Origin of the sequence: Shewanella electrodiphila (assembly GCF_023283985.1) — a bacterium.
In the GTDB taxonomy this organism is placed as follows: Bacteria; Pseudomonadota; Gammaproteobacteria; order Enterobacterales; family Shewanellaceae; genus Shewanella; species Shewanella electrodiphila.
In genome coordinates this window covers 277,375-302,467 of sequence record NZ_JAKIKU010000006.1, presented here as the reverse complement: position 1 = coordinate 302,467, position 25,093 = coordinate 277,375, and the positions used below count along the sequence as shown (strand labels likewise).

The 25,093-nt window shown below is 40.4% G+C and carries 18 protein-coding genes, 4 tRNA genes and 1 pseudogene; 17 read left to right on the top strand and 6 right to left on the bottom strand.

The genetic code is table 11. The features are described 5' to 3' along the window. Positions 1 to 13: 13 nt before the first annotated feature. The 9 genes from L2737_RS13250 to L2737_RS13210 all read left to right on the top strand — a co-directional run bounded on the left by L2737_RS13250 (position 14) and on the right by L2737_RS13210 (position 10,921). Complete coding sequence (locus tag L2737_RS13250; RefSeq protein WP_248956004.1) at positions 14 to 4,765, top strand: response regulator; 4,752 nt, start codon at positions 14 to 16, stop codon at positions 4,763 to 4,765. A 59-nt stretch (positions 4,766 to 4,824) separates the two neighbouring features. Next, positions 4,825 to 5,844 carry an HD-GYP domain-containing protein gene (locus L2737_RS13245; RefSeq protein ID WP_248956003.1) on the top strand — a complete coding sequence of 340 codons (1,020 nt, stop codon included), beginning with the start codon at positions 4,825 to 4,827 and terminating at the stop codon, positions 5,842 to 5,844. 239 nt (positions 5,845 to 6,083) lie between these two features. After that, positions 6,084 to 6,677, top strand: coding sequence for a lipid-binding SYLF domain-containing protein (locus tag L2737_RS13240; RefSeq protein ID WP_248956002.1), 594 nt, complete (start codon positions 6,084 to 6,086; stop codon positions 6,675 to 6,677). Positions 6,678 to 7,176: 499 nt separating this feature from the next. Continuing rightward, complete coding sequence (uvrY, locus tag L2737_RS13235) at positions 7,177 to 7,821, top strand: UvrY/SirA/GacA family response regulator transcription factor (RefSeq protein ID WP_102527121.1); 645 nt, start codon at positions 7,177 to 7,179, stop codon at positions 7,819 to 7,821. Between the two features lie 49 nt (positions 7,822 to 7,870). Next, entirely contained in the window at positions 7,871 to 9,703 is a 1,833-nt protein-coding gene (uvrC, locus tag L2737_RS13230) for an excinuclease ABC subunit UvrC (protein WP_248956001.1), read from the top strand. Positions 9,704 to 9,748: 45 nt separating this feature from the next. Next, positions 9,749 to 10,297, top strand: a complete 549-nt coding sequence (gene pgsA / locus L2737_RS13225) for a CDP-diacylglycerol--glycerol-3-phosphate 3-phosphatidyltransferase (protein WP_102527119.1) — start codon at positions 9,749 to 9,751, stop codon at positions 10,295 to 10,297. Positions 10,298 to 10,616: 319 nt separating this feature from the next. Next, positions 10,617 to 10,692, top strand: a tRNA-Gly gene (locus tag L2737_RS13220). Between the two features lie 14 nt (positions 10,693 to 10,706). Then, positions 10,707 to 10,780: transfer RNA gene (locus L2737_RS13215), tRNA-Cys, on the top strand. Positions 10,781 to 10,835: 55 nt separating this feature from the next. After that, positions 10,836 to 10,921, top strand: a tRNA-Leu gene (locus L2737_RS13210). Positions 10,922 to 11,697: 776 nt separating this feature from the next. On the opposite strand, the gene L2737_RS13205 is transcribed toward L2737_RS13210, so the two are convergent. Next, positions 11,698 to 12,573 carry a polysaccharide lyase family 7 protein gene (locus L2737_RS13205; RefSeq protein ID WP_102527118.1) on the bottom strand — a complete coding sequence of 292 codons (876 nt, stop codon included), beginning with the start codon at positions 12,571 to 12,573 and terminating at the stop codon, positions 11,698 to 11,700. A 220-nt stretch (positions 12,574 to 12,793) separates the two neighbouring features. Here L2737_RS13205 and L2737_RS13200 point away from each other — a divergent pair. After that, positions 12,794 to 13,157, top strand: a pseudogene (locus tag L2737_RS13200) (zinc-binding dehydrogenase); the annotation flags it as partial. Between the two features lie 77 nt (positions 13,158 to 13,234). Here L2737_RS13200 and L2737_RS13195 read toward each other — a convergent pair. Together L2737_RS13195 and yqfB are read right to left on the bottom strand one after the other, a co-directional pair. Continuing rightward, complete coding sequence (locus L2737_RS13195; protein WP_248956000.1) at positions 13,235 to 14,131, bottom strand: SGNH/GDSL hydrolase family protein; 897 nt, start codon at positions 14,129 to 14,131, stop codon at positions 13,235 to 13,237. Between the two features lie 113 nt (positions 14,132 to 14,244). Further along, positions 14,245 to 14,562 (bottom strand): N(4)-acetylcytidine aminohydrolase, encoded by a 318-nt coding sequence (gene yqfB / locus L2737_RS13190; RefSeq protein WP_248955999.1) that lies wholly within the window; start codon positions 14,560 to 14,562, stop codon positions 14,245 to 14,247. A 195-nt stretch (positions 14,563 to 14,757) separates the two neighbouring features. On the opposite strand from yqfB, the gene L2737_RS13185 reads away from it, so the two are divergent. The 3 genes from L2737_RS13185 (at position 14,758) to L2737_RS13175 (ending at position 17,161) form a co-directional block, all read left to right on the top strand. Next, entirely contained in the window at positions 14,758 to 16,128 is a 1,371-nt protein-coding gene (locus L2737_RS13185) for a leucine-rich repeat-containing protein kinase family protein (protein WP_248955998.1), read from the top strand. A gap of 155 nt (positions 16,129 to 16,283) precedes the next feature. Beyond that, positions 16,284 to 16,871, top strand: a complete 588-nt coding sequence (locus tag L2737_RS13180; RefSeq protein ID WP_248955997.1) for a uracil-DNA glycosylase family protein — start codon at positions 16,284 to 16,286, stop codon at positions 16,869 to 16,871. A gap of 204 nt (positions 16,872 to 17,075) precedes the next feature. Next, positions 17,076 to 17,161 (top strand) — tRNA-Leu (locus tag L2737_RS13175). Between the two features lie 443 nt (positions 17,162 to 17,604). Here L2737_RS13175 and L2737_RS13170 read toward each other — a convergent pair. Next, complete coding sequence (locus L2737_RS13170; protein WP_248955996.1) at positions 17,605 to 18,210, bottom strand: short chain dehydrogenase; 606 nt, start codon at positions 18,208 to 18,210, stop codon at positions 17,605 to 17,607. A 146-nt stretch (positions 18,211 to 18,356) separates the two neighbouring features. Here L2737_RS13170 and L2737_RS13165 point away from each other — a divergent pair, with 146 nt between their 5' ends. Then, entirely contained in the window at positions 18,357 to 19,235 is an 879-nt protein-coding gene (locus L2737_RS13165; protein WP_248955995.1) for a LysR family transcriptional regulator, read from the top strand. A gap of 73 nt (positions 19,236 to 19,308) precedes the next feature. Here the strand turns inward: L2737_RS13165 and L2737_RS13160 are convergent, their stop codons facing one another. Beyond that, entirely contained in the window at positions 19,309 to 21,243 is a 1,935-nt protein-coding gene (locus L2737_RS13160; RefSeq protein ID WP_248955994.1) for a B12-binding domain-containing radical SAM protein, read from the bottom strand. Between the two features lie 458 nt (positions 21,244 to 21,701). On the opposite strand from L2737_RS13160, the gene L2737_RS13155 reads away from it, so the two are divergent. Further along, complete coding sequence (locus tag L2737_RS13155) at positions 21,702 to 22,055, top strand: hypothetical protein (protein ID WP_248955993.1); 354 nt, start codon at positions 21,702 to 21,704, stop codon at positions 22,053 to 22,055. Positions 22,056 to 22,200: 145 nt separating this feature from the next. On the opposite strand, the gene L2737_RS13150 is transcribed toward L2737_RS13155, so the two are convergent. Continuing rightward, entirely contained in the window at positions 22,201 to 22,494 is a 294-nt protein-coding gene (locus L2737_RS13150; protein WP_346349196.1) for an HU family DNA-binding protein, read from the bottom strand. Positions 22,495 to 22,711: 217 nt separating this feature from the next. On the opposite strand from L2737_RS13150, the gene L2737_RS13145 reads away from it, so the two are divergent. Further along, positions 22,712 to 24,145, top strand: coding sequence for a L,D-transpeptidase family protein (locus tag L2737_RS13145; RefSeq protein ID WP_248955991.1), 1,434 nt, complete (start codon positions 22,712 to 22,714; stop codon positions 24,143 to 24,145). A 151-nt stretch (positions 24,146 to 24,296) separates the two neighbouring features. Beyond that, positions 24,297 to 24,845 (top strand): peptidoglycan L,D-endopeptidase MepK, encoded by a 549-nt coding sequence (mepK, locus tag L2737_RS13140; RefSeq protein ID WP_229369973.1) that lies wholly within the window; start codon positions 24,297 to 24,299, stop codon positions 24,843 to 24,845. Positions 24,846 to 25,093: the final 248 nt, after the last annotated feature.

Here is a 25,093-nt window from a genome sequence, read left to right as displayed (position 1 = left end):
TTTAGGATTGCAGATGGATATGAATAGCACGTTATTATTTTTGTCACTGGGGCTCTTGTTTTACTTGTTCTGGTTATTCGTTCGATTACGTTCTGAAGCGAATGAAGATATTTCTCGTTTTTTTGAAAATGGTCGTAATCGAGTTTATATCGGTTCTATTGTGTTCTGTTTTCTAGCATTGATATCCTCTATTTCTGCGATTGGGCTAAATGTGGCTTATAAACATGATTTGCAAAGGAGTGGACTTGCATTAAAGTCAGTTGCCTTGACGACGGATGCCGCGTTGTCATCTTGGGTTAAAGGCTGGGAAGACAGAGTCAGAACGGTTGCTACAAATCCTTTGCTGCAATTACGAACAAAGGAACTTATAGAAATTGGTACCGATTCCGAATTATTGTTGGATAGCGAGCACCTCCAATGGTCTCGTGATGCTTATAACCGTTATAGCTTGTCTTTTGGCTCGTTAGGTTTTTTTATCATCACGCTAGAAGGAGACAATATTGCTTCAAGTCGAGATAGCAACCTTGGCGTAACTAATATTGTTAAGCGCGAACATCCGAATTTGTTTGCCGAAGCTGTCAGCGGAAATATCGTAATTACACCGCCAATGCGTTCAGACATTATATTAAAAAACCCGTATGGAGTTGAGCGTGAAGATACACCTACCATGTTTGTACTCAGTCCTATTGCCCAAGATGATGGCACTATCAGCGCAGTACTAGCCTTAAGAATTGACCCTTATTTAGAGTTTTCTACACTTACTCAGAGCGCTATAGTAGGGGATACGGGCGAATCTTATTTTGTCGATTCTAAAGGGCGAATGTTATCCCATAGCCGTTTTGAGGAAGACTTAGTTCCTCTTGGCTTGCTTGAACAAGGCCAATTGTCAGTATTAAACTTTCGCGTCACAGACCCCTTAAAAAAATTGACCTTAGCGTCACCAGCAGATGAAAACCATGATGATAAGACACTGACCTATGCCGCTAAGCAGGTAACTCTACAGTTGAATGGCAATAGTAACGAGCGTTATAGAAACTATTTAGGCGTTGATGTCATTGGCGCTTGGAAATGGGATAACCGTTATGGTTTTGGCATTGTCACTGAAATGTCTATTAAAGAAGCAAGCAGCAATTATCAGTACTTTAAAGCGATTATTCTTATCCTGATAAGCGTTATTGCTGTGTCTTGCATTTTAATTACCTTGGCGACTTTATGGCTGAGTCGCCACGTGCTGCTTCGATTACAAGTGAGTAATGAAAGGCTGGAAAAAACCATATCCATTCGCACCAAAGATTTGCAAGAGCGTGAGCATCGATTATGGGATTTATACGAGAACTCTGCAGTGGCCTATGCCACTTTAGATATTAACGGTAAATTTACTAAACATAATAAACAATTTGCTGATATTACTGGCTATGACCGAACCGCTTTTACCGATTTAACTTGGCATGATGTGTTAGGGGCCAAAGATGGTGAAGGTCTACAGATTTTTGATGCTGCAATAAAAGGTATTGATACTTCTGATGCTCGACTAGATTTAATCTCTCAATCAGGAAAAGTATTGGCAGTTTCGTTAACCGTGCGCACAGAGTTTACAGAAGAGGGCAAGTTAACTGAAATTCGCTTGTCACTGCTTGATATTAACGATCAAGAAATTGTTAGAGCTGAAATGTTGAAAAATCAGCAACAATATCAAACCTTGGTAGAGAACATACAGGGAGCTGTATTTCGGTGTAATTATGTTGATATAGACACTAATAATTTCACTATATTCTATTTAAGCCCTAATTTTGAGCATATTACTGGTTATCCTGTAAGTGATTTTATTGGTAAAAGTGCCTCAAGACGTTTTATTGATTTAGCTATTGATGGTGACGGGGAGAAGTTTTTTCAAGTTGTGCGTAATGCCGTATTAAATCGCGAAAAAGTGCTTGTAGACATGCGCATTCTGAATCGATTCGGTGAGTTGCGATATGTGCAAATTATGGCGCAATTTGAAGCAGGAGAGAATCACGGCGAAGGCCATTTTGATGGCACTATATTTGATATCACTGAACAAAAGTTAGCCGAAAACTTATTGCTTGATTCGGAAGAAAAACTCGAAGTGGCCGCCAAAAGTGCGCAAATGGGCATGTGGGATTTCTACCCCCATGAGAACCGCGTTGTCGTTAATCGAATGTACAATCAAATGTTAGGTTATGACCGCCTTGATATATGTATCAACGCAGATAAATGGTCTGCTCTTATCAATGGGGCTGAAACATTTGCCAATATGATCCACCCTGACGATAAAGCTGAGATCCTCAATGAACAGTTGACTGCTTCAAAAGGTGAAAATAAAGTTTTACGCCAAGAATTCAGAATGCTGCGAAAAGATGGCGGTTATGATTGGATCCTTAGCATTGGCCAAACCTATCAGTATCGCGAAGATGGCACCCCAGAACGGATAAGCGGTGTTCATATTAATGTAAATGCGGCGAAAGAGTTAGAACGTGAACTAGCTAAAGCCATCTCAGAAGCGGATAGTGCCAATAAGGCTAAAGGTGACTTTTTAGCCAATATGAGTCATGAAATACGCACTCCAATGAATGCCATTATCGGCATGTCTCATCTTGCCTTAGAAACAGACCTTAATCGTCAGCAACGTAACTATATCGAAAAAACCAATGCTTCCGCGCAATCATTATTAGGGATTATTAATGACATTCTCGACTTTTCAAAAATTGAAGCGGGCAAGTTAGATATTGAAAATATAGACATCAGTATTGATGAACTGCTCAATAATGTCAGTAATCTAATTGGCATAAAGGTGTCCGAAAAAGGGCTTGAACTGCTGTTTGATATTGACGATGCCATACCTGAAAATTTACTCGGTGATTCACTGCGAGTTAGTCAGGTATTGATAAATTTAGCCAATAATGCGGTTAAATTTACCGAAAAAGGCAACATCATCATTTCTGTCAAACTGGATAAACTGACCACAGAGCAAGCGTTCATTACGTTCTCAGTGACGGACTCTGGAATAGGTATGACAGAAGAGCAGCAGTCTCGACTATTTAATGCGTTCTCACAAGCTGACGCCTCAACGACTCGTAAGTACGGTGGTACGGGATTAGGCCTAGCGATTTGTAAAAACCTTGCAGAGTTAATGGGTGGTCAAATTAGCTTAACCAGTGAACCTGGCGTGGGCAGTACCTTTAGTTTCAACTTACCATTTGATTTAAGCCCAATTACGTCTTCGACTATATATCACGAAGATATAACTGATCTTAAAGGCAAAAGTGTATTACTGGTTGATGATAACCAGGTCGCAAGAGAGATCTTATCGAATTTACTCAGTCGTATCGGAATGAAAGTTAACGCGCTGGAACGAGGTCAACAAGCGATAGATATTCTAGCGGAAGGTGACAGTCCTGATGTTGCTATTGTTGACTGGCAAATGCCTGACGTTACTGGTGTTGACGTTGCTCGATTTATTGGCGAGCTCCCTGCTAATCGTAAACCAAAGCTCATTATGATAACTGCATACGGCAAAGAGGACTTACTCTTTAGCGCAGCGGATGTACATTTTGACAGTATTTTAACTAAGCCCCAGACGCAATCGAGTTTAGTGAAAGCGCTGTCTTATGTTATGGCTGAGTCTATCAATCCATTGAGTCATTTACGTGATGAATCGGAACTCTCCAAGGCGTTAGTCAAATTAGCTGGCGCAAACATTTTGATTGCAGAAGATAATGATTTAAATCAAGAGTTGGTTGAGGAGTTACTTAACAGTAAACATATTCAGACAACGATTGCTAATAATGGACAGGAAGCAATAGAGAAGCTTGCCCTTGAACATTTTGATGGCGTTCTTATGGACTGCCAAATGCCAGTTATGGATGGATATACCGCTACATCAGTATTACGTGGCATACCAGAAAATAGCGATTTGCCAATTTTAGCGATGACGGCGAATGCGATGGCGGGAGACCGAGAGAAAGCGTTAAATGCTGGCATGAATGACCATATTCCAAAACCGATTGATGTCGAGGCGATGTTTATTACGATGGCAAAGTGGATAACACCTGCCAAGCCAATAACGCCAGTGGCCACTCCTGCTGACACATCTAATACTACATCTTCGCGAGTTGACAATATCAGCGCTGATGGGGGGCGCAGTGAAGCTCAGAACGGGACATTTATCAATACTGTTCATATCAATAAAGCTATGGGGTTAATGCGCACCCAAGGTAATGAAGGGTTATACCTTAAGTTATTGGTTAAATTTGTTAGCGGTCAGTCAGGATTTGTTGGCGCGTTTTCACGTGTAACAGCTGTTAACGATGAGTCATTGGCAGCACGTTTAGTGCATACCCTTAAAGGCGTTGCGGGCAGTATCGGTGCTGAGAAGTTAGCTGAATTCGCTGCGCAACTTGAGCACGGATTAACTGAGAGTGACCTTAGCCTATTGTCTGAAGTAGGTGCTGAACTAACACACGTTTGCGAAGAGATCACCTTGCTGATGCCAAAAGAACAAATTCAAAAAACTCAACTATTATTAGATAAGCCATTAGCAATCAGGACGTTAGAAGTATTAGTGACGATGTTAGAAAGTTTCGACATGGAGGCCACGGAATACCTCGACACCCATGGCGAATGTTTGAATATAGATCCATTAATACATAACTATAAGCTACTTGAAAAACAATTAAGCGAGTATGAACTGGACACAGCGATGGAAATAGCTAAGCAAATGATTGAGCAATTAAAGGCGCTTAATTAATTCTGATTAAATACGTTACGAAAATATGCGAGTAAGCTCAGCAACGATAAGGAATACCGATGGAAAAGCAGACTATTTTAGTCGTGGATGATACTCCTGAGAACATTGATGTTTTAGCTGGTGTTTTAAAGTCTGAATATCATATTAAGATTGCTAAAAATGGTGAGCTAGCGTTAAAAATTGCCCGTAGTATCAAGCTGGATTTAATCTTATTAGATATTATGATGCCAGGTATCGATGGTTTTGAAGTGTGTAGACAGTTAAAACTAGACGAAAGAACTCGTCATATCCCAGTCATATTTGTGACGGCTAAAATCTCTGCTGCCGATGAGTTAAAAGGCTTAGAGTTAGGCGCTGCTGATTATATTACTAAACCATTCAATCCACCTATTGTGCAACGACGTGTTCATACCCAACTCGCTTTAACCGATCAAAACCGATTACTTGCCATTAAAGTACAGCAAAAAACTGCAGAAATTGCCCAAAACCAATTGAATGTTATTCGTCGCTTGGGGCGTGCAGCTGAATATAAAGATAATGAAACAGGGATGCATGTTATCCGCATGAGTTATTACACTCATGTTTTAGCGCTTGCTGCTGGGATTAATGAAGCAGATGCCGAAGTATTGATGAATGCAGCGCCCATGCATGATGTGGGTAAAATTGGTATCTCAGACGCCATTCTAAAGAAACCAGGCAAGCTTGAATTTGAAGAGTTTGAAGAGATGAAGAAGCATTGTGAAATTGGTGCTGAAATCCTTGGTGATAAAGATTCGGAGTTAATGACCATCGCTAAAGAAGTGGCACTGACGCACCATGAGAAATGGGATGGCAGTGGTTACCCTAATGGCTTAAGTGGTGAAAATATTCCGTTATACGGCAGGATTGTTGCCATTGCTGATGTATTTGACGCACTTACCAGTGAACGGCCCTATAAAAAAGCCTGGACAGTTGAAGACGCTCTTGCACTAATCGAGCGTGAAGCAGGCAGTCATTTTGATCCTAAATTAGTGCCGTTATTTATTGATAAATTAGATGAGATTTTACAAATAAAGGCTAAATTTAAAGACAGTAATTAAGCATAGTTGCTCGTGGCGTAAAATGGTAACTAATGTGGTGGCGTTCAATTATAATAGCCCTATATCGAGTTGAGCGCATAACCTATAGAGCGTATTCAGAAGCGGTTAAGTGACACAGTGGCCCACTAGGTGGCTTATTTCTGAAAGCATTACCCACTCATATTGATGAGTGGAATGATATATCTGTGTAACTTGCCAATAAAGGCCAATTTATATCCACTTTGACAGAGGAAACTTACATGTCTAAGACTTTAATCAATAAAAAATTACTTTTAGCAGCAGTGATGGTGCCAGCTTTACTAACAGGCTGTGCGACAGGTGATAACCCAGAGTCTAAAAAAGCCAATGCACGTAAAGAAACTCAATCAGCGTTGCAAGAAATTTATGCTGAACATAGTGGGGCTAAAACTGCTGTGGCGCAATCAGTAGGCTATGTTGTTTGTACAGGCAGTAACAGCTACTTATTTGCTTTATCTACTGGCGGCGGAGTGTGTGTTCTGACTGCAAATGGACGAAACTCATATTATCGCTTCGCTACAGGTGGCGTCGGTGCTGGTATCGGATGGAAACAAATGGCTTTTGTTCAAGCCTTTATGGATAACGATGCCATGACACGATTTAAAGAGTCTGGCTATGAAGGCCAAGCACAAGCTGAAGCCAGTGCTAAATATGAAGATAGCGGTGACCAGGCTTCTGCTAATCAGTCTGTAGATGTCAGTGGCGTAAAAACCTATCAAGTTAACCTAATGGGAGCTGCAGCTCAGGCAACTGTTCAAGGTTATAAGTATTGGGAAACAGATTTTTCTGATGACTTCGTAGAAAACGACGAATAATAAAACGGTGTTTTCAATCGTTTTTAGGGTATAAGGTTTTAAGCTATGAGATTGATAGCTTAAAATCAGATGAGATAGTAAACCGCAATTGATTATTCGATTGCGGTTTTTATTTTTATGACGGACTAATTTCACTCCTTGATGGAGGGCAAGCTGCTAATTTTTAATCAATTAAGTTTTTTTATTAGTTAGTCAGATGGTATGTGTAATCTGAAACTGACATTTCTATATTTGAGTTTTGAGCGTGTATTTTAGTGGATTATGCTGATTTCGTGATAAAAAATAGTTTGATTCGTATCACGCCATATAAAGTTAGAAGATTGTTTTTTAATCATAATTAAATTTGTTGGGCACTTTTATCAAAAGAAACCATTAACTAAGTCATTCCTACAAGCTTAAACGCTTATTTCTCTTTCAGTCAGTCGCGCAATAAGCTAAATTACTCATGTAAGCATAAGAATAAAGTTCAGGATGAATGTGTTTTTAAGGTGGATAGAAGTTGATTTCAGTATATTTAGTTGATGACCATGAATTAGTACGAACCGGCATTCGTCGTTTGTTAGAAGACGAGCGGGGTATTAAGGTGGTTGGCGAAGCGCCCGACGGCGAAACAGCTGTACAATGGTCACGACAAAGCGAAGCCGATGTCATTCTCATGGACATGAATATGCCAGGTATGGGTGGATTAGAAGCCACGCGTAAAATACTTCGCTATCAGCCAGAAGCTAAAATCATTGTGCTTACAGTACAAACAGAAGACCCTTTTCCTACAAAAGTAATGCAAGCAGGAGCGTCAGGTTATTTAACCAAAGGTTCGACCTCGCCAGAAGTATTACGTGCTATTCAGCAAGTATCACGTGGACAGCGTTATTTATCCCCTGAAATTGCCCAGCAAATGGCGTTGAGCCAATTTAGTCATTCTGATGAAAATCCATTTAGCAGCTTATCTGAGCGAGAACTGCAAATCATGCTGATGATCACCAATGGTGAGAAGGTGAATGATATTTCAGAAAAGCTAAACTTAAGTCCAAAAACAGTGAACAGTTATCGCTATCGTTTATTTGCCAAATTAGATATTGGTGGTGATGTTGAGTTGACCCGTCTCGCTATTCGCTACAAAATGCTCGATGCCAGTTCTTTTTAGACATTAGGTGTTCATACAAAGGTATTGACGCCTATTTTTAGGATAGTTGATGCCTGCTTGCTTTAATTCAAAATTGTTTTTAAAAACCGTCTCATCTTCGCCAGGTGTTTATCGTATGTACGATGAAAAAGGTGAGGTCATTTATGTCGGTAAAGCTAAAGATCTTAAAAAACGCCTGTCATCTTATTTTCGGGCGAACCTGCCTAATGTAAAAACACAAGCGCTTGTTGCCCGTATTGCCAATATTGATGTCACCCTGACTCACAGCGAGACCGATGCGCTTTTGCTTGAAAATGATTACATCAAGCAATACATGCCGAAATACAATGTATTGCTTCGTGATGATAAATCTTATCCCTATATATTACTTAGCGGTCACAAGCATCCGCGTTTAGCTTACCATCGCGGCCCTAAGCGAGAAAAAGGTCATTATTTTGGACCTTACCCAAATGGTGGGGCGGTGCGTGAAAGCTTAAACTTGATGCAAAAGCTATTTCCTATTCGCCAGTGTGATGACTTGTATTATAAGTCTCGCTCTCGTCCGTGTTTGCAATATCAGTTAGAACGTTGCAGTGCTCCCTGTGTTGGGCGGATTTCTGATGACGATTATACCGAGCAAGTTAAATTGGCGAGCCTGTTTTTAAAAGGTAAAGATAAGCAAGTGATCACTGAGTTAGTGGCTAAAATGGACACTGCAGCTAATGAGATGGAATATGAGTCAGCAGCGCAATTTCGTGACCAAATTACCGCATTAAGACGAGTGGCGGAGCAGCAAGAGGTATCGAACCACAAAGGCGATATGGATGTCATAGGGGTGCATTACGCCTCTGGTATCGTCTGTTTTCACTTATTGTTTATCCGAGATGGTAAAATATTTGGTAGCCGTAGCTATTACCCTACAGTGCCGCCACAAACTGAACTTGAAGAAGTGTTAGTGTCGTTCATTGGCCAATTCTATTTAAATGCCGACATTCAAAGAACGATCCCGAAAGAAGTGCTGATAAGCGAATCCTTTAGCGAACAGAAAGTACTTGAAAGTACAATTTCACAGGCGTTAGATCGTAAATTTGAAATTAAGACTCAAGTGCGAGGCGAGCGGGCTAACTTCTTGCGCTTAGCACTGACTAATGCAACAAATGCAGTCAATACCCGTTTATCTCATAAAAACACCGTTGAGCAACGTTTTCAGCTATTAGAAGAAGCCTTAGAGTTAGGGCATCCAATTACACGTATGGAATGTTTTGATATCAGTCATACCATGGGCGAAAGTACCGTGGCTTCTTGTGTGGTATTCAACCGAGAAGGCCCACACAAAGCTGACTACCGACGTTATAACATCAATGGCATTACCGGCGGTGATGATTATGCGGCAATGGAGCAGGCATTAAAGCGTCGATTCGATAAAATCGATAATAATGGCAAAGTGCCTGATATCGTCTTTATTGATGGCGGTATTGGTCAACTACGTATTTCGCAAAAAATTGTTGATGAAAAGTGCGTTCATTTAGACAAGCCGCCTCTACTAATAGGCGTAACAAAAGGTGAAGGCCGTAAAGCCGGTTTAGAAACCTTTGTATTTGGTGGCAATGAACAAACCTTTGAACTTGCCAGTGACTCTCCAGCATTTCATTTAATTTTACACATACGTGATGAGTCACATCGATTTGCGATTACAGGACATAGGAATAAGCGACAGAAGACACGTAACACCTCGACATTAGAATCAATTGCTGGTGTTGGCCCTAAACGTCGCAAACTATTGTTACAACATCTCGGTGGAATACAGGAAGTAAAGGGGGCGAGTGTAGCAGAATTAACAAAAGTGCCCGGAATTAGCCTAGAAATGGCACAAACAATCCATGATGCATTGCGAGGGGGATAAAATTAAGGCAAGATTGGCGCTGTTTCTGACTATTTGGTTTCTTTCATGCCTTTTAATTTACCTATAGCGCTAACATTATTCCGGTTGTTGCTTTTGCCGGTTTTTGTCGTGGTTTTTTATCTTCCTTATTCTTGGGCGCCTTTTGCGTCGGCATTAATATTCTGGCTTGCGGCTGTGACAGACGCATTAGATGGATATGCAGCAAGAAAACTCAAACAGTCCACGCGTTTTGGCGCATTTTTAGACCCCGTTGCTGACAAGATTATGGTGACTACCGCTTTGGTGTTGTTGGTTCAGCAAAATGATAATATTTACCTGACTCTAGCTGCATTGTTTATGATTGGTCGTGAAATCGTCATTTCTGCGCTACGTGAATGGATGGCAGAAATAGGTAAACGTGGGGTTGTCGCCGTATCATGGATTGGCAAATATAAAACCGCAGCACAAATGGTGGCGATAGTAGGTTTGATTTGGCAACCGAATGAATTTTTGACCAATGTGTCTTATGGTCTATTCTATATTGCTGCAGTGCTGACTTTCTGGTCAATGATGAGTTATATTTCAGCAGCTTGGAAAGACTTAACTGCCGAGTAGTGCAATAAAAGTTCAATGAGTTTATTTAGTGCGCATTCAGTCATTTTTATTGAAAACAGCAATTGACACCGACACTGAAATCGGTAGAATGCACCCCCGTAGACAGCGATGCTTCAGCGTATAACCGAAAGGTTGCAACTTGATGACATCGAGGCCTAATCTGCGAAGATAGGCAAATGATTGCAAGATTAGCTTAGTTGGCTTTGTATCAGACGATACATTGTTAATTAAATTAGTTAAGCATAAAAGATGTGACATTAGCTCAGTTGGCCTTGTATCAGACGATACCTTGTTAAGTGAATTAATTAAGCATAAAGATGCGACATTAGCTCAGTTGGTAGAGCGATACCTTGCCAAGGTATAGGTCATCGGTTCGAACCCGATATGTCGCTCCAATCATTATCTATACGGCGCGATGGCAGAATGGCTATGCTGCGGATTGCAAATCCGTCGACCTCGGTTCGACTCCGGGTCGCGCCTCCACAATTTTTGTTTAATTGTTTAGTGCTTTAAACTAGACGGTTAAAACAACACTTATGCCCGAGTGGTGGAATCGGTAGACACAAGGGATTTAAAATCCCTCGCTTAATAGGCGTGCCAGTTCAAGTCTGGCCTCGGGTACCATATTCTCTTTTAAAGAGCTTGCATACGTAAGTATGGTGCAAAAAGCCTCAACGAAAGTTGGGGCTTTTTTGTGTCCAAAATTTGAGTAATAGAAGAAAGATAAAATCCCTCGTCGTTTTAAAATAGGGCGTACCAGTTCAAGTCTGGCCTCGGGTACCATATTCTTGTTACAAGAAACTTACATACGTAAGTATGGTGCAAAAAAGCCTCAACGAAAGTTGGGGCTTTTTTGTGTCCAAAATTTGAGTAATTGAAGAAAGGTAAAATCCCTCGTCGTTTTAAAATCAGGCGTGCCAGTTCAAGTCTGGCCTCGGGTACCATATTCTCTTTTAAAGAGCTTGCATACGTAAGTATGGTGCATAAAAGCCTCAACGAAAGTTGGGGCTTTTTTATATCTGAAATTTGAGTATTTGAAGAAAGAAAAAATCCCTCGTCGTTTTAAAATCGGGCGTGCCAGTTCAAGTCTGGCCTCGGGTAGCATTATTCTTTTATAAGAAACTTACATACGTAAGTATGGTGCAAAACAGCCTCAACACTCTTAATGTTAACTGGTTTTTTTTGTGTCCAAAATTTGAGTAATTGAAGAAAGAAAAAATCCCTCGAGGTTTTAAAATCGGGCGTGCCAGTTCAAGTCAGCTCGGGAGGTGTTATTTGATAAACATCGAAGTGTATGGTGTAAACCTTAAGGCCAAAAAAACGGGCGTTGATGGTTTAATCCATCAACGCCCGTTAATTAAGTTCTAGTTTTGATAAAAGTCTAGATAGAAACCTGTAAGTTATTTAGTCTCAATTTTATAATCTAATTGATAGAAGTGTGCTTCGCTCTTACCATTCTCAAATTGGTTATAAACGCCCGCTTTGAAGTAATTAAGCATTTCTTTCCAGTAAGTGATGTCATGTGTGACTTGATTTTCACCGTCTCTGTTAATCACTAATTTTGAATCACCGACAATAATATCGAACTTGGTTGGGGCGTTAGGATCGTAAGCGCCTAAGTCAAAGCGAACGTAAGCATTTTTACAGGCTGAAGATTCACGGTTACCGCTATCTTTACTGCAGTTTACATTATTGTTTTTAATGATGGCCCAATAATGATCTTTAACCCCTTTGCGATCAGCTTCATATACTAAACGTAATAGTGGGTGAGGGATGTACCCAACGCCGTGCTTACCGTCATCAAATGTGCCTTTATTGTGTACTTGTAAAAAGGTCATAGCATCATTTTTAGATGGGCTGTCTTTTACTGAATCACGTGGGTTAATTGGCATCAATTCAGCTGAAAGATGATAGAAAGTGTTTGGACTATCAGATTTGAAGTTTTCAATAACGCGAAGTTCATTACGTAATTTATAACCTTCCATGTTCATCACGAGTGCACTAGAACCTTTATCAACATAGAAGTGTTCGTTAACGATACCGCTAAAATTACTGTCTCTAGCAAGTTCATACTTGCTACCAGGTTTTGAGTTAGGCGTTGAAATTTGCAATTTTGATGCTGACAGAATGTTTGAGAATTGTGCGTAATCTGCTGGTGGGGTTCGTTCGCCTGTAGCGTCAGGATATGGATTAATCGATGGTTCAGTGGTCGATGCACATGCCGTCAAAAAGCCTGACACAAGGATCGTTAAAGGAATTACTGATAATTTTTTCATGGTAACTACATTCCTACTTCTTATTATCTGTGAGAGTTTTAGTAAATGGTGTCGGCATTTCACTTATGAGCATCTGTGCACTTATATGAATAATACCTGTGATTATCGTTATTGCTTATGGACAATATAACGCTAAATATTACATTTGACGTATAATAATACAAATGAAGTTTGACTCAAATCACAACTTATTTACCCATCCAACAAAGTATTGCCAATAGATGCGAACTTAGTTGGAACCTTGGGGGGAAATAGCGTTAATGTGGTGATTGATTTAGTTGCTGGTAAGCAATGGCCGCAGTTAATTGATGTGTTAAAAGCCTGGTGGCCGCTACGCAGTTTCAGGTGCCATTGGCGGCGCACTAGTTGAACTTGATGTAAGAATCCTTTATTTAAAGGATTTGAGCTTCTTTGGCTGTACGGTATTGGAGCCTGAAGTATTTTCGAACTTAGTTGCAACGATTGAGTCTGGAAAAATAAAACCAATTGTGGCTGACACATTTTCCTTAGCTGACATTGCCACTGCCCAGCAAGTGTTTCAGGAAAAGCATCATGTAGGCAAGATTGTACTCACTGTTGTTTAGAATAACTCTTGTTTAGAATAACAGTCGCCTAGAATAACTCTTGTTTAGAGTAATTGGTTAGATAAAAACAGGCCGCTTTATCGGTCGCTAGTTTTATTCTGAACGGTATTCGCTGAGGTGTGATTATCTTTAGCTTGTGTATTCACCTGAATTAACCTAGCAGCCATTTTCCCCCAGTGTTGATAGATTTCTGCACTGGGGTGAAATCCATCTTCAGCCATGGTTGCGTTAGACAATGATTCCCGCATATCTAATTGCTCACATGGGAGTGAGCTATGGTCAATCCACTGGGTTAAAGCATGATTAAACTCATTGGCTCTACTACCAAGAAACCACCTAAAAGGCTGGGGCAAAGCGGGGAAGGCTGACATAGGTGGAACACTGGTGATAATAATTTGGCTGCAGCCTAATGATGTATAAAGCAGCTCACATAATTGCTGCTGTTGGCTAATCCAAGTTTTGACTGAAATCGGGCTTAAAACGTCGTTCACACCTAAAGAAATAATCACAGTATCGGCGCTAATTTGATGAGCTTGACTTAATATGTGGTTGAGCTTGTTTAAGCAATTCTTAGTACTGTATCCGCTTTTAGCAATTAATCGCCATTTGAGTTTGTGATAGCTAGCTTGCGTTGCAGGCTCTGTTTGTAGACTAGTCATTGTGGTTTGTTGACTCGTTAACGCGGTAAGGGATTGAACCGTTTGGCCTGTTAGGGCTTGTTGCTGAGTTTCAACCCCAACCCCAGCGGCCGCAGAATCACCAATAACCAATATCGATAATGTATTGGGCTCTGAACTGGAAACGACTTCAGTATCTATGCTTAATTGTGAATCATCAGCATTATTTAGTCTGACAATACCTTCACGTAACCCTTTAGGTTCAGGCAGTTTTAGTGTGGTTTTTTTTACCCAAATGGCTTGGAGTAAGTAAATTGGCCATAAAAAAATTAAGCTTAAATAATGCAATGTCGGCAATCCTTTCCGTTAAATTACTTTTCTTTTAATTACTTTTATCAGAAATACTTTAAGTTATATCCTAATTGAGCCGTAGTTTCATCAGCAAATAAAAACGAAACTCAATGTTAAGATCAGTTTAGCAACTGGAACTTGATTTCAAATAACTCTTCGACGCCTGGGTAAACTTCTTGAATCAATGATTTCAGAAACTCCAATGACATGTTTTCTTGTTCAGCATGGTCTTCAGTTAAGTGATGAAACGCGACTTTAGTGACTGATAAGACCTTGATATTGCAGAACCAACGATCCTCTTCAAAGGTTGAAACTGACAAGGTTTCACCCACTTTGAAATGAGACTCTGATTCATCTCGTAAAGTAATTGTTTTAGCGCCAGATAAAATATCGTCTTCAAAGCGGCTGAAAAAGCTAATAGGGGTTAATTCACTCATTGATGGCCTTTGGTGTTCGTTTGATCTTCATAATAATATTTTGCGCTAAGATTGGCTTAAATGACAGTATGACGTTGATTTTGTTTACGCCGACAGGTCAGTTTTTGGTTTGCGTGAATATGTTGTCTTAACTTGTGCTTGGCGATGACTTATCATGTGCGAAATTTACATCAAATAACTATTCAGGAAGGTCATTTGCACACACTGGCACAGCTAACATCAGGCGCATTAAACGGTACACAACTCAAAAGAATACAAATAGCTGAACAATTAACCGAGTTTCCTTTAGAAGTGTTGGCTTTTGCAGATACCCTTGAAGTGCTCGACCTTTCTAACAACCGCTTAAGTTGTTTACCAGATGAGTTTGCACAATTGTCTGAGTTGAAGATTTTATTTCTTTCGTTTAACTGTTTTACTGAAGTGCCTGCAATCATTGCCCAGTGCCCAAAACTTGAGATGATTGGTTTTAAAGCTAACCAGATCAATACAGTTGCCGAAAACTGTTTGCCGATTGATACACGTTGGCTAATTTTAACTGATAATAAGATTTCTCAGTTACCTAGCTCAATTGGTGATTTACATCGCTTAAAGAAATGTGCCTTAGCTGGGAATAAAATTAACGCTTTACCTGCCACAATGGCTAATTGTAAAGAGCTAGAATTATTACGAATTTCAGCCAACAATTTAAGCGTAATTCCTGATTGGCTGTTATCGCTACCTAATTTAGCGTGGCTGGCTTTTAGTGGCAACCCAGTTACCGATAGTCATGTGTCTCATGATACGTTCCCATATGCCCAAATGACTGAACTGCAACTAGGTGAACAGCTTGGGCAAGGGGCGTCAGGTGTTATCTATCAAGCTAATTGGCAACAAACGACACAACAGCAGGTTATAGAAAACAAAAAGAGTATTGATAAAGAGTATTCAAGCGTCGCAGTTAAAATGTTCAGAGGGGATGTGACGTCAGACGGTTACCCAAAAGACGAGTTACATTGCTGTTTGAGTGCGGGGCATCACCCGAATTTGATTAAAGTGCTAGCGCAAATCTCAGAGCCAGATCATTTGGGTCTCGTCATGGAGCTTATACCGGCATATTTCTATAATCTAGGCTTACCACCTTCTTTAGTGACTTGTACTAGAGATACTTTTTCAGATGGTATGGACATATCGCTCGAACACATTGTAAAAGTGATGCGGAGCATGGCTGCAGCATTGTCTCATTTACATCAAAATAAAGTCAGTCATGGGGATATATATGCCCATAACACTATGATTGATATAGAAGGAAATATGCTATTTGGTGACTTTGGCGCAGCAACTGACTTGTCGTTGCTCAGTTCTAGGCAAGCAAATATGATGCAAAGTATTGAAGTCAGAGCCTTTGGTAATATGCTAGATGACTTGTTAGGCCAACAAATTGAGCTTGGTAAATCATCGGCGTCAGATTGCTTTAAAGCACTCTCTGTATTGTCTCAGCAATGCTTGGAACACAACAGCGTATTAAGACCAAGATTTGACCAAATATATCAGCAGTTAAAGGCACTAGAAGAGAGTCTGAGTCAGTAAGCTTAAGCATAGTACTTAGCAAATAGTTCTCTGTAAAAATACTGTCTGAAAGTACTGCGCACATAGAACCCTGTAAAGAAGCAATGTGGAAATAGTACTGAGCCAATAGCACTGAACCAATAGCACTGAGCAATATACTGGGACAAGGAGAGCGAATGAGCCAAGCGGAATTGAACGTCTTAATTGCCAAGGTTAAACAATGCCAGTTATGCCAGTCTTCGCTTACCCATGGTGTTAATCCTGTTGTACAGTTGCACGCTAATGCTAAGTTGCTGATAGCTGGTCAAGCTCCTGGTCTTGCGGTTCATCAGTCAGGTGTGCCATTTGATGACGCCAGTGGTGAGCGCCTAAGGCTGTGGCTTGGGATAGATAAAACGGTTTTTTACGATCCTGAGCAAGTGGCCATTCTTCCCATGGGTTTTTGCTACCCAGGAAAAGGTAAAAGTGGAGATTTGCCGCCATTAAAAATTTGTGCCGCAACTTGGCGTGAACGCCTGCTTGCCGAACTTAAGCGAGTACAGCTTACGATAGTGATTGGAAAGTATGCGCAAGACTATCATTTAGGTACAGCTACACAATCATTAACGCAAACCGTTAGAAACTGGGCTGATTATCCTCGGTCATTGATACCATTACCGCATCCGAGTCCGAGAAATAATATTTGGTTAGCAAAAAATCCATGGTTTTCGGAGCAATTACTCCCTGAGCTTAAATGCCGAGTTAACGACGCCTTAAAGGATTAGTTATAAAGACTTGGCGTTAAATGGTGCTTTAATGCCGTGTTTTCGTGCTATTTGATTGTAAAATGGGCATTCAAACAATAAGTTTCATTTTTTTATTGATCCTATCTGAAAAATCAGTAAAGTATGCACCACATCAGCGGCGGCAACCGATTGCTTCGTTGAATATCAAATTTTGTAACGCGTTACGACGAGTTACCAGAGTTTGCCCGAGTGGTGGAATCGGTAGACACAAGGGATTTAAAATCCCTCGCTTAATAGGCGTGCCAGTTCAAGTCTGGCCTCGGGTACCATTATAAAACAGCCTCGACATTAGTCGGGGCTTTTTTATATCTAAAAGTTTAAAAGTTTAAAAGTTCAAAAGATTATAAAATCCCTCGTCGTTTTAAAATCGGGTGTGCCAGTTCAAGTTTGGCCTCGGGTACTATTATTCTTCCATGAAGAGCTTACATACGATTTATTATTAAAGAGTATGGTGCGAAAAAGCCTCAACACTCTTGATGTTAACAGGGCTTTCTTGTGTCCAAAATTTGAGTAATTGAAAAAAGATAAAATCCCTCGTCATTTTAAAATTGGGCGTGCCAGTTCAAGTCTGGCCTCGGGTACCATTATGCTTTTATTAAGAGAATGAGCCTCGATATTAGTCGGGGCTTATTTATGTTCAAAAATTGCAAGGGTACATCTTTATAACTGCACGTTAGAAGCCATTTGTCGTTTTAGACAGACTTCATGGTGACTAGGCGTCTACGATGATAACTTCACCATTGATGAAACCATCTACTGAGCGCTCAAAAGCTTTACCGACTAATCTTCCAGGTACGGGCTCAAACCCTGGCATCATTTCGCCGTAGACATCCCACGCTTCAGTTAACACAGTTGGGTTTACCACATTAATACGGGTATTTCTTGGCATCTCATGGGCAACACATTTTACGAAAGTGTCTATGGCGCCGCTGGTGGTCGCATCTGCAATGGCAAACGGAATTGGCTTCATGTTTAATATGCCACTGATAAGCGTAAATGAGCCGCCATCAGCAATATATTTTTGACCAATTCGGACTAAGTTAATCTGTCCCATCATTTTGCTCATTATGGTTGTTAACCATTGAGACTCAGTCATTGCCTCAAAGGTTTCATATTCACAAAACCCGACAGTATTCACTACAGCATCAAAGTGGCCTACTTTTTCGTAAAGTGACTCAATTGATTGTTCATCTGTGATGTCGACAATATGATCAACATCGCCTGATCGACCAGCGGTAATAACCTTGTGATTGCCAAGCCCTGTTAGTGCAGCCTGTCCCATTTTACCTAGTGCGCCGATTAAAATAACTGTTTTCATATTTGATCCTTAACCTGTGTTTTTTCGATGGATGTATCTTAGGTGGGAATCAAAACAAGCGGAAACAAATGTTATTTGTAGGTGTTACAATTTTTTATTGTGGAGTGTTAAACTGCTACCATCATCAAACTCTGAAGGTGGTTAGTATGAGTAAATTAGACCGTTTAGATATGAAACAACTTAGAGTGTTTCAGGCATTGATTCGTGAAGAGAACGCTTCTAAAGCTGCTAATCAGCTGGGGTTAACTCAGCAAGCTGTAAGCGAGCATTTGAAGAAACTACGAGACGTGTTTGATGACAGGTTATTTGTGAGAAAGACCAATGGCTTTGTCCCAACTCCATTTGCGGAAGAACTCGCTATAGGCGTAGATAGACTGCTTATAGATTTTAACTCGTTATTGTCAGCTAAAGACTTTTCACCTGAGAAGGCCAAAGGCACTTTCGTTATTGCTGCGACAGATTATGCTCAACAAATTATCTTACCTAGTTTGATTGCCAAAATAAGACAACAAGCTCCAAATTTAAAGCTGATTATTCGAGATTTCGAATTAGATAAACTACATGAGTTGATGGAAAGCGGCAAAATTAACTTAGCGGTGGCATTTCCTGACTATATTCCTGAGAGCTACAAGGTCGTTAAACTATTTGAAGAGCATCATGTTTGCGTCACATCGACCCATTCATCGATAGCCCAATTAACGCCAACATTAGCTGAAGTGGCTGAATTTCCAACCATTATCGCATCTCCATCAAGGCCTAATTTTAAAGGTTCAATCGATGAATGGTTCTCAACCTTTGGCTTAAAACGCAACGTAGTGGTGTCAGCTCCGTGTTTTTCTATTGTGCCAATGTATCTTAATACAACAGACTCAATTGCGTTTTTACCGTCTAGAGCAATCAAAGGGTTAGATGTTGTCACTATTGAGCTTGAAGAGTCACCAGATAGCTTTGATGTGATTGCAGCGTGGCATCCCAGATACAATGACGATCCATTGCAAAAGTGGCTTGTGAGTTTGCTTGATTGATTCTAACGTTTTTTTGAAAAGTGAAACAAACAGAGCACATATTCAGGCTCTGTTTGTTTTCTTGTTGAGTTGACTATTCTTCGTTACTGGCTATAAAGTTATTAATTGCAGTTAAAATTAAATCTGGTTTCATTTTTGTTGGAGTGACTTTTTGGTTAAACCAAAAGCTCATCGGCTGATCAAAACCAATGCCGTGCATATAGTTATAAATTGCCTTTCTAAGCCCTTCACCTAACATCTGATGGTCCGTACCCGTTGGATCGGTAAAGTCCACGTCGTTTTCTGCAAACATGATATCAGGGCGCTCAGCAAGAGTAATTCCGAACTCCTCAGGGTTCATGCCTATAGGACTATGTACTGTGGCAACAAAGCGATGCCAGTAAGCTGATTGGAAACAGCCTTGTGCCATCATCTGGCGCACCATTTCAAGGGAGTCAATGGTTTCTTGCTCTGTTTGTGTCGGGAAACCATACATCAAGTAAGCATGTACCAAAATACCTGCATCACTAAAGGCTTTAGTCACATGAGCCACACGCTCAACGCTCACGCCTTTTTTCATCAGTTTTAATAAGCGATCGGATGCAACCTCAAGGCCACCGCTGACAGCGATACAACCAGAGTCTGCAAGTAATTGACAGCGCGCTTGGCTGAAGGTTCTTTCAAAACGAATATTACCCCACCAACTAATCACTACATTACGTTCAATCAATCGCTTGGCCAATGAGAACAACACTTTTGGTGGCAGGGCTTCATCAACAAAGTGAAAACCAGTTTCCCCCGTTTCTTCGATGAGTTGCTCAATTCTGTCAACGAGAACGTCAGCGCCTGCGGCGTCGTAACGGTCGATATAATCTAAGCTGACATCGCAGAAGCTGCATTTACGCCAGTAACAACCGTGAGCGATAGTGAGTTTATTCCAGCGGCCATCACTCCAAATGCGATGCATAGGGTTAAGCATTTCACACAAAGATAAGTACTCGCCTAATGGCAGACCATCGTATATTGGCGCGCCAACATCAGTTTGCGGTATATCGTGCAGCTCTTTGTTTTCATTAAAGTGAACGTAGGGAGTACCATTTTCATCTTCAGCAAGGAAATAAGTACGCACTAAGTCGTCAATCTCTCGTTCCCCTTGGAAGTATTCCAATAAGGTGATTAACGGTCGCTCGCCATCATCAAGACAGATAAAGTCGATGAATTCAAATACTCGAGGATCTTTTAGCGCGCGAAGTTCTGTGTTGATAAAGCCGCCGCCAATGACGATAGGAATACTTGGGTTAATACTTTTACAGGTTTGCGCAATACGTAATGCACCAAGCATATTGCCTGGAAAAGGAACTGTTAACGCGACAACGCTAGGCTGAGTTTCTTCTAAGTATTGCTCGACTAATTGTTCTAATATATCTGAGCTGAAGCTCGATTCACCCATCAAAGTATCGTAGAGGTTATCGAAACTTGGGTTAGCTGCGGCTAATTGCTCACCATAACGGCTGACTTCAAAATAAGGATCTACCCCTTGAGTAATGACGTTTGATAAGTCATTGATAAATAGCGTGGCTAAATACTTCGCTTTATCTTGTACCCCTAGGTTACCAAAAGCGGCTTGTAATACATCACCAGACACGGCTTCCATCTGTGCAATCGTATCAAAAGCTGGTCCTTCAGGTAAAAATCGACGTGAATTAATCCGCATAGCAAGGCTTGGATCTTTACCTTGTAAAAAGCGAATCGCAGGTTCAACAGCTAAGTGGTAGCGGTCGAATTCAGCGAGGAAATTAAAAATAACTTCAGGCAGTTCATCGTCTTCAAAGTGCTGGTAGTTTTCTTCTACATGCTGGCGGATGATATCAAGGGCTGGAGCTGTCATCATCTCTAAAAAAAGTTCAATCGCAGGATCTCTCTGCACCGCCTCATAGCCACGTGAGCGTAAAAAACCAGTTAAATACGCGGTTGCCGGGTAGGGCGTATTTAGCTGAGTCATCGGTGGAGTCATTAGAAGAACGGTCATATCCTGCCTTTAATTTAGTCAAACTTTCATGCTTTGAGGGGCGTTTAGCGTAGTCACTCAAAGTGTAGCAACAATGCGGTTGCCAAAATAATGGGGGATTCTAACAAATGAGCTAAAGAAAAACCCGTAAATTACCCAGATATGAATTTAAGGCTGATTTAGACGTAACTCATAGACGTTACTCAGTGGTTTTATCATTTTTATTAACATAGGCAGATAAATACTGATAATAACGCTACGCGTAGAGATAAATACGCATTGAGGAGATCTAGTAACTCATCATTTTGATGTACATCAAAAATAATTTACATGAGTATTATCAGCGACTCAGGTTATGCATTGTTGATACGGTATAACCATGCATCGACTTTAAGCTGATATTCTTAGTAAGCGTTAACGTTAACTAACATGGATTGTAAGGAGTTAATTTGATCTCGATTGATTATATGAAATGGATAATGATTGTTGCTGGTGGGCTGACTTGTTCAATGATCTTTGCAGTATTTGCTCCCCAAGAAGCGCTTATCAGTATGTTTGGAGAATCGCTAACAGAACCTTTAGCTCAGGTTGTTGTTAGAAGTTGGGGCTTTCTTATTTTTATGATCGGAGCCTTGCTCATTTATGGCGCATTTCGACCCATATATCGAAATTTAGCGTTAGTGCTTGCTAGCACAAGTAAAGTCGCATTTATTTCTCTAATCGTTTTGTTTGGGGCTCAATATATTGATAAATCTTTATTAACTATCACGTTGGATTCTATTTTTGTGATTCTATTCTTGGGCTATTTAGCCAAGGTTAAGCGCACAGACTAATATAGCCATTCATTTTACAAATGCAGGTCACAAGTTTTTGTTTTGGGTATTTAAGCCGTTTTTAGAATACAAAAAAGCCTTTGGTTGATTTTCTCAGTCAAAGGCTTTTTGTTTAAACAAGTCGTGCAGCGTTACAAATATTAAATTAGCTGTTTATGTGCTTTTTAAATGCAGGAGCAGGTTTAAAGCTAGGTTGATTGAAGCCAGGAATTTCTATGCTCTCACCTGTTTTTGGATTACGGCCATTTTTTGCTAAATGGTAACGAAGTTCAAAGGTGCCAAATTGTGGTAAATACACTTTCTCACCTTCTGTTAAGGCTTTATGAAGCTGTAATAGGATCTGCTCTAATTGTGGTTTAGTTTGAGATTGTGAAATACCCATGTCAGATGCCATGGTTTGTACAAGTTGTTTCTTATTCATAAAACTACTGCGATAAATAGATAAAATATTTTTGCGGGGCACGTTTATATCAGTTCTGCTAAAGCATTCCTAGTTTCTTAAGGACAATTATATGTTTAGTGGCTCCTTGTTTATGTAGTTGCGCTAAATTCATCCACCTTTCGTAGTAACTTGTAACGACTTAACACTGTCTGTAACACAAGGTTGATAATTTTTTGCCATACTGAATATATTCGTTTGAAAGAGGAGGGGCTGAATGAAAGTATTGCGTTGTTGGCGTTTAGGTTTCGCCATGTTGTTTATGATGTCACTTCTGTTGAGTTTGCCTGCTAAAGCCTCTTCTGAAAATCAAGCTACCTATAAAACACTCGCCCAACATGTGATGTTAATTTCGTTAGTTGAACCTACCGCTGACAGACAGCAGTATTTGGCTATTTTAAAAGGTAATAGTGAGGCCGAGAAGTTTGAGTATATTGATGCTATTCAAGCTGACATTGCTGAATTCTGGCATCAGCGAGGGGTTGCTCTTTCTTATGAGAAATTAGCGAGTAATGCCTCGTTAAAACGTAAAACCTTTGCTTTGGAACCCAATGCTGAAGACTATTTAAGTGTGCTTAATCATATCCGACGATTGATGTGGCTTAATACTAGGCACGAATGGGCCAGCATCCAACCCGGAGGGTTATTGCGCCCAGGTGACAGCCATAAAACGATTAGCGCTATTTCCCAGCGACTTTGGCTTTTAGGCGATTTGTCTTCTCGCTCTGAAACGCAATATATTTTCGATAATACTATTGCCCTAGCTGTCGCAAAGTTTCAGTCGCGTCACGGTCTAAAGCCTGATTCTGTTATTGGCCCACAAACCTTGCACTGGTTGAATCAAACACCAATGCAACGAGCTGAATTACTTGCCGCTAATTTTGTCGATAAAACCAGTTATAAAAGTGACTTAGGCGAGCAATACCTATTAGTCAACATTCCTGCATTTGAAATGATACTTGTTAGTGACAGTCAAGTTGCCTTAACCTCAAGAGTCATAGTGGGGCGTTCGTATCGAAGAACCCCAGTAATGAAAGGGCAGATATCGAACATTGTCATTAACCCGACTTGGACAGTACCCAAAAAACTCATGCGCCGTGACATCTTGCCTAAGGTCGCCGAAGACGGCAGTTATATCAGCGATAGGCAGTTTGATGTATTTGATGTCACTGGTACTAAGGTGAATAAAACCCCACAAGAATGGCAAGAAGTTGTAAGGACTGAACCATTTCCTTATCGTTTAGTGCAGCGACCTGGGGAGATTAATGCTTTAGGTCGCTATAAGTTTCATTTCAAGAATGATTTGAATATCTATTTGCATGATACGCCCGATAAAAATTTATTCGCAGAAGATGATAGAGCGCTTTCATCTGGTTGTGTCAGGATTGAAAAAATCCAAGAGCTTGCGGAGTGGTTTGCAAGCAACGTCGTTATCGATAAACGAACTTGGCAGCGCATGCAAACAGATGCCAGCAAAACCCAGTGGTTTTCTTTATCTCAAACAGTTCCGATTCATTTTGTTTATTGGAATGCTTGGGTAGATGACGCTAACCTCGCTCAGTACCGTAATGATATTTATCATTTGAACAACACCAAACAAACAATAGTGGCGAATAATTCAACATCTAGACTTCAAAGTGCCTCTCGATAAGTGATTGACCTGATTATAACTTACTAACATGTACAAAAATTAAGCTGATTTTGTCGGCTTGATCGCTTGCTATTGCCTTCCTTTCCGTTTAACTTCCCTTTCAGTTGTGTGAAAAACACACAGGTTTATATTGTTAGAAAGTGGTGAGTTAATGTCTTTAGTTTGTCCTGCCCGTCGGCAAGTATTGTTAGGTTTAAGTGGTGTTGCAGTCGCATCAATGTTTTCAACCCCAGCTCAAGCAAGTCGTTCAACCCAAGGTTTTAGGGAGTTGAGTTTTTATAATCGTCACACTGGCGAGCGCGAACAAGGACAGTTCTGGGCTGAAGGCGAATACAACCAGGAGACTTTATCTTTATTTAGTAAAGTACTTCGTGATCATCGTCAAAACCAATCAGCTCCTATGGATAAACGTCTTTATGAGTTTGTTTATAATTTACAACAAACCATTGGCAACACTGATGAAGTGCATGTTATCTCAGGCTATCGTTCTCCGGTGACTAACAATATGTTAGCTTCGAAAAGTAACGGAGTGGCTAAAAAAAGCTATCATATGAAAGGCATGGCGATGGATCTTGCCATCCCCGGAGTAGAGCTTAAAACATTACGTGATGCTGCACGCTCTTTAGAACTCGGCGGTGTAGGTTATTATCCTCGTTCTGGTTTTATCCATGTGGATTGTGGCCCGGTCAGAAGTTGGTAAAATTTCATTTCTGTCATTAATAATCAAAGTATTGGTTCAAGTGTTAAGTAAAGTAGCTTTTAGTCATGCAACTATGCGTTTTTTACGCTTAATGAACAGAGCGAATGGTATGAAATCAATGCTAATAACTTGTTGAGCTTAATGAGCTGTGTTAGAATCTGCGCGCTTTGGTTTAATTAGCTTTAGTTTAATCAATCGATTTGGTTCAAATACCAACTTTTGTGTAACCAGCATATGTATTAAACAAG

Excerpts from the sequence above, each read along its gene's own strand:
- L2737_RS13205 (WP_102527118.1), bottom strand. The coding sequence starts at position 12,573 with ATGAAAAAATTATCAGTAATTCCTTTAACGATCCTTGTGTCAGGCTTT.
- L2737_RS13170 (WP_248955996.1), bottom strand. The coding sequence starts at position 18,210 with ATGAAAACAGTTATTTTAATCGGCGCACTAGGTAAAATGGGACAGGCT.
- L2737_RS13250 (WP_248956004.1), top strand. The coding sequence starts at position 14 with ATGGATATGAATAGCACGTTATTATTTTTGTCACTGGGGCTCTTGTTT.
- L2737_RS13165 (WP_248955995.1), top strand. The coding sequence starts at position 18,357 with ATGAGTAAATTAGACCGTTTAGATATGAAACAACTTAGAGTGTTTCAG.
- pgsA (WP_102527119.1), top strand. The coding sequence starts at position 9,749 with ATGCCTTTTAATTTACCTATAGCGCTAACATTATTCCGGTTGTTGCTT.
- L2737_RS13240 (WP_248956002.1), top strand. The coding sequence starts at position 6,084 with ATGTCTAAGACTTTAATCAATAAAAAATTACTTTTAGCAGCAGTGATG.
- L2737_RS13180 (WP_248955997.1), top strand. The coding sequence starts at position 16,284 with ATGAGCCAAGCGGAATTGAACGTCTTAATTGCCAAGGTTAAACAATGC.
- mepK (WP_229369973.1), top strand. The coding sequence starts at position 24,297 with ATGTCTTTAGTTTGTCCTGCCCGTCGGCAAGTATTGTTAGGTTTAAGT.
- L2737_RS13160 (WP_248955994.1), bottom strand. The coding sequence starts at position 21,243 with ATGACCGTTCTTCTAATGACTCCACCGATGACTCAGCTAAATACGCCC.
- L2737_RS13155 (WP_248955993.1), top strand. The coding sequence starts at position 21,702 with ATGATTGTTGCTGGTGGGCTGACTTGTTCAATGATCTTTGCAGTATTT.
- L2737_RS13145 (WP_248955991.1), top strand. The coding sequence starts at position 22,712 with ATGAAAGTATTGCGTTGTTGGCGTTTAGGTTTCGCCATGTTGTTTATG.
- L2737_RS13245 (WP_248956003.1), top strand. The coding sequence starts at position 4,825 with ATGGAAAAGCAGACTATTTTAGTCGTGGATGATACTCCTGAGAACATT.
- yqfB (WP_248955999.1), bottom strand. The coding sequence starts at position 14,562 with ATGAGTGAATTAACCCCTATTAGCTTTTTCAGCCGCTTTGAAGACGAT.
- uvrC (WP_248956001.1), top strand. The coding sequence starts at position 7,871 with ATGCCTGCTTGCTTTAATTCAAAATTGTTTTTAAAAACCGTCTCATCT.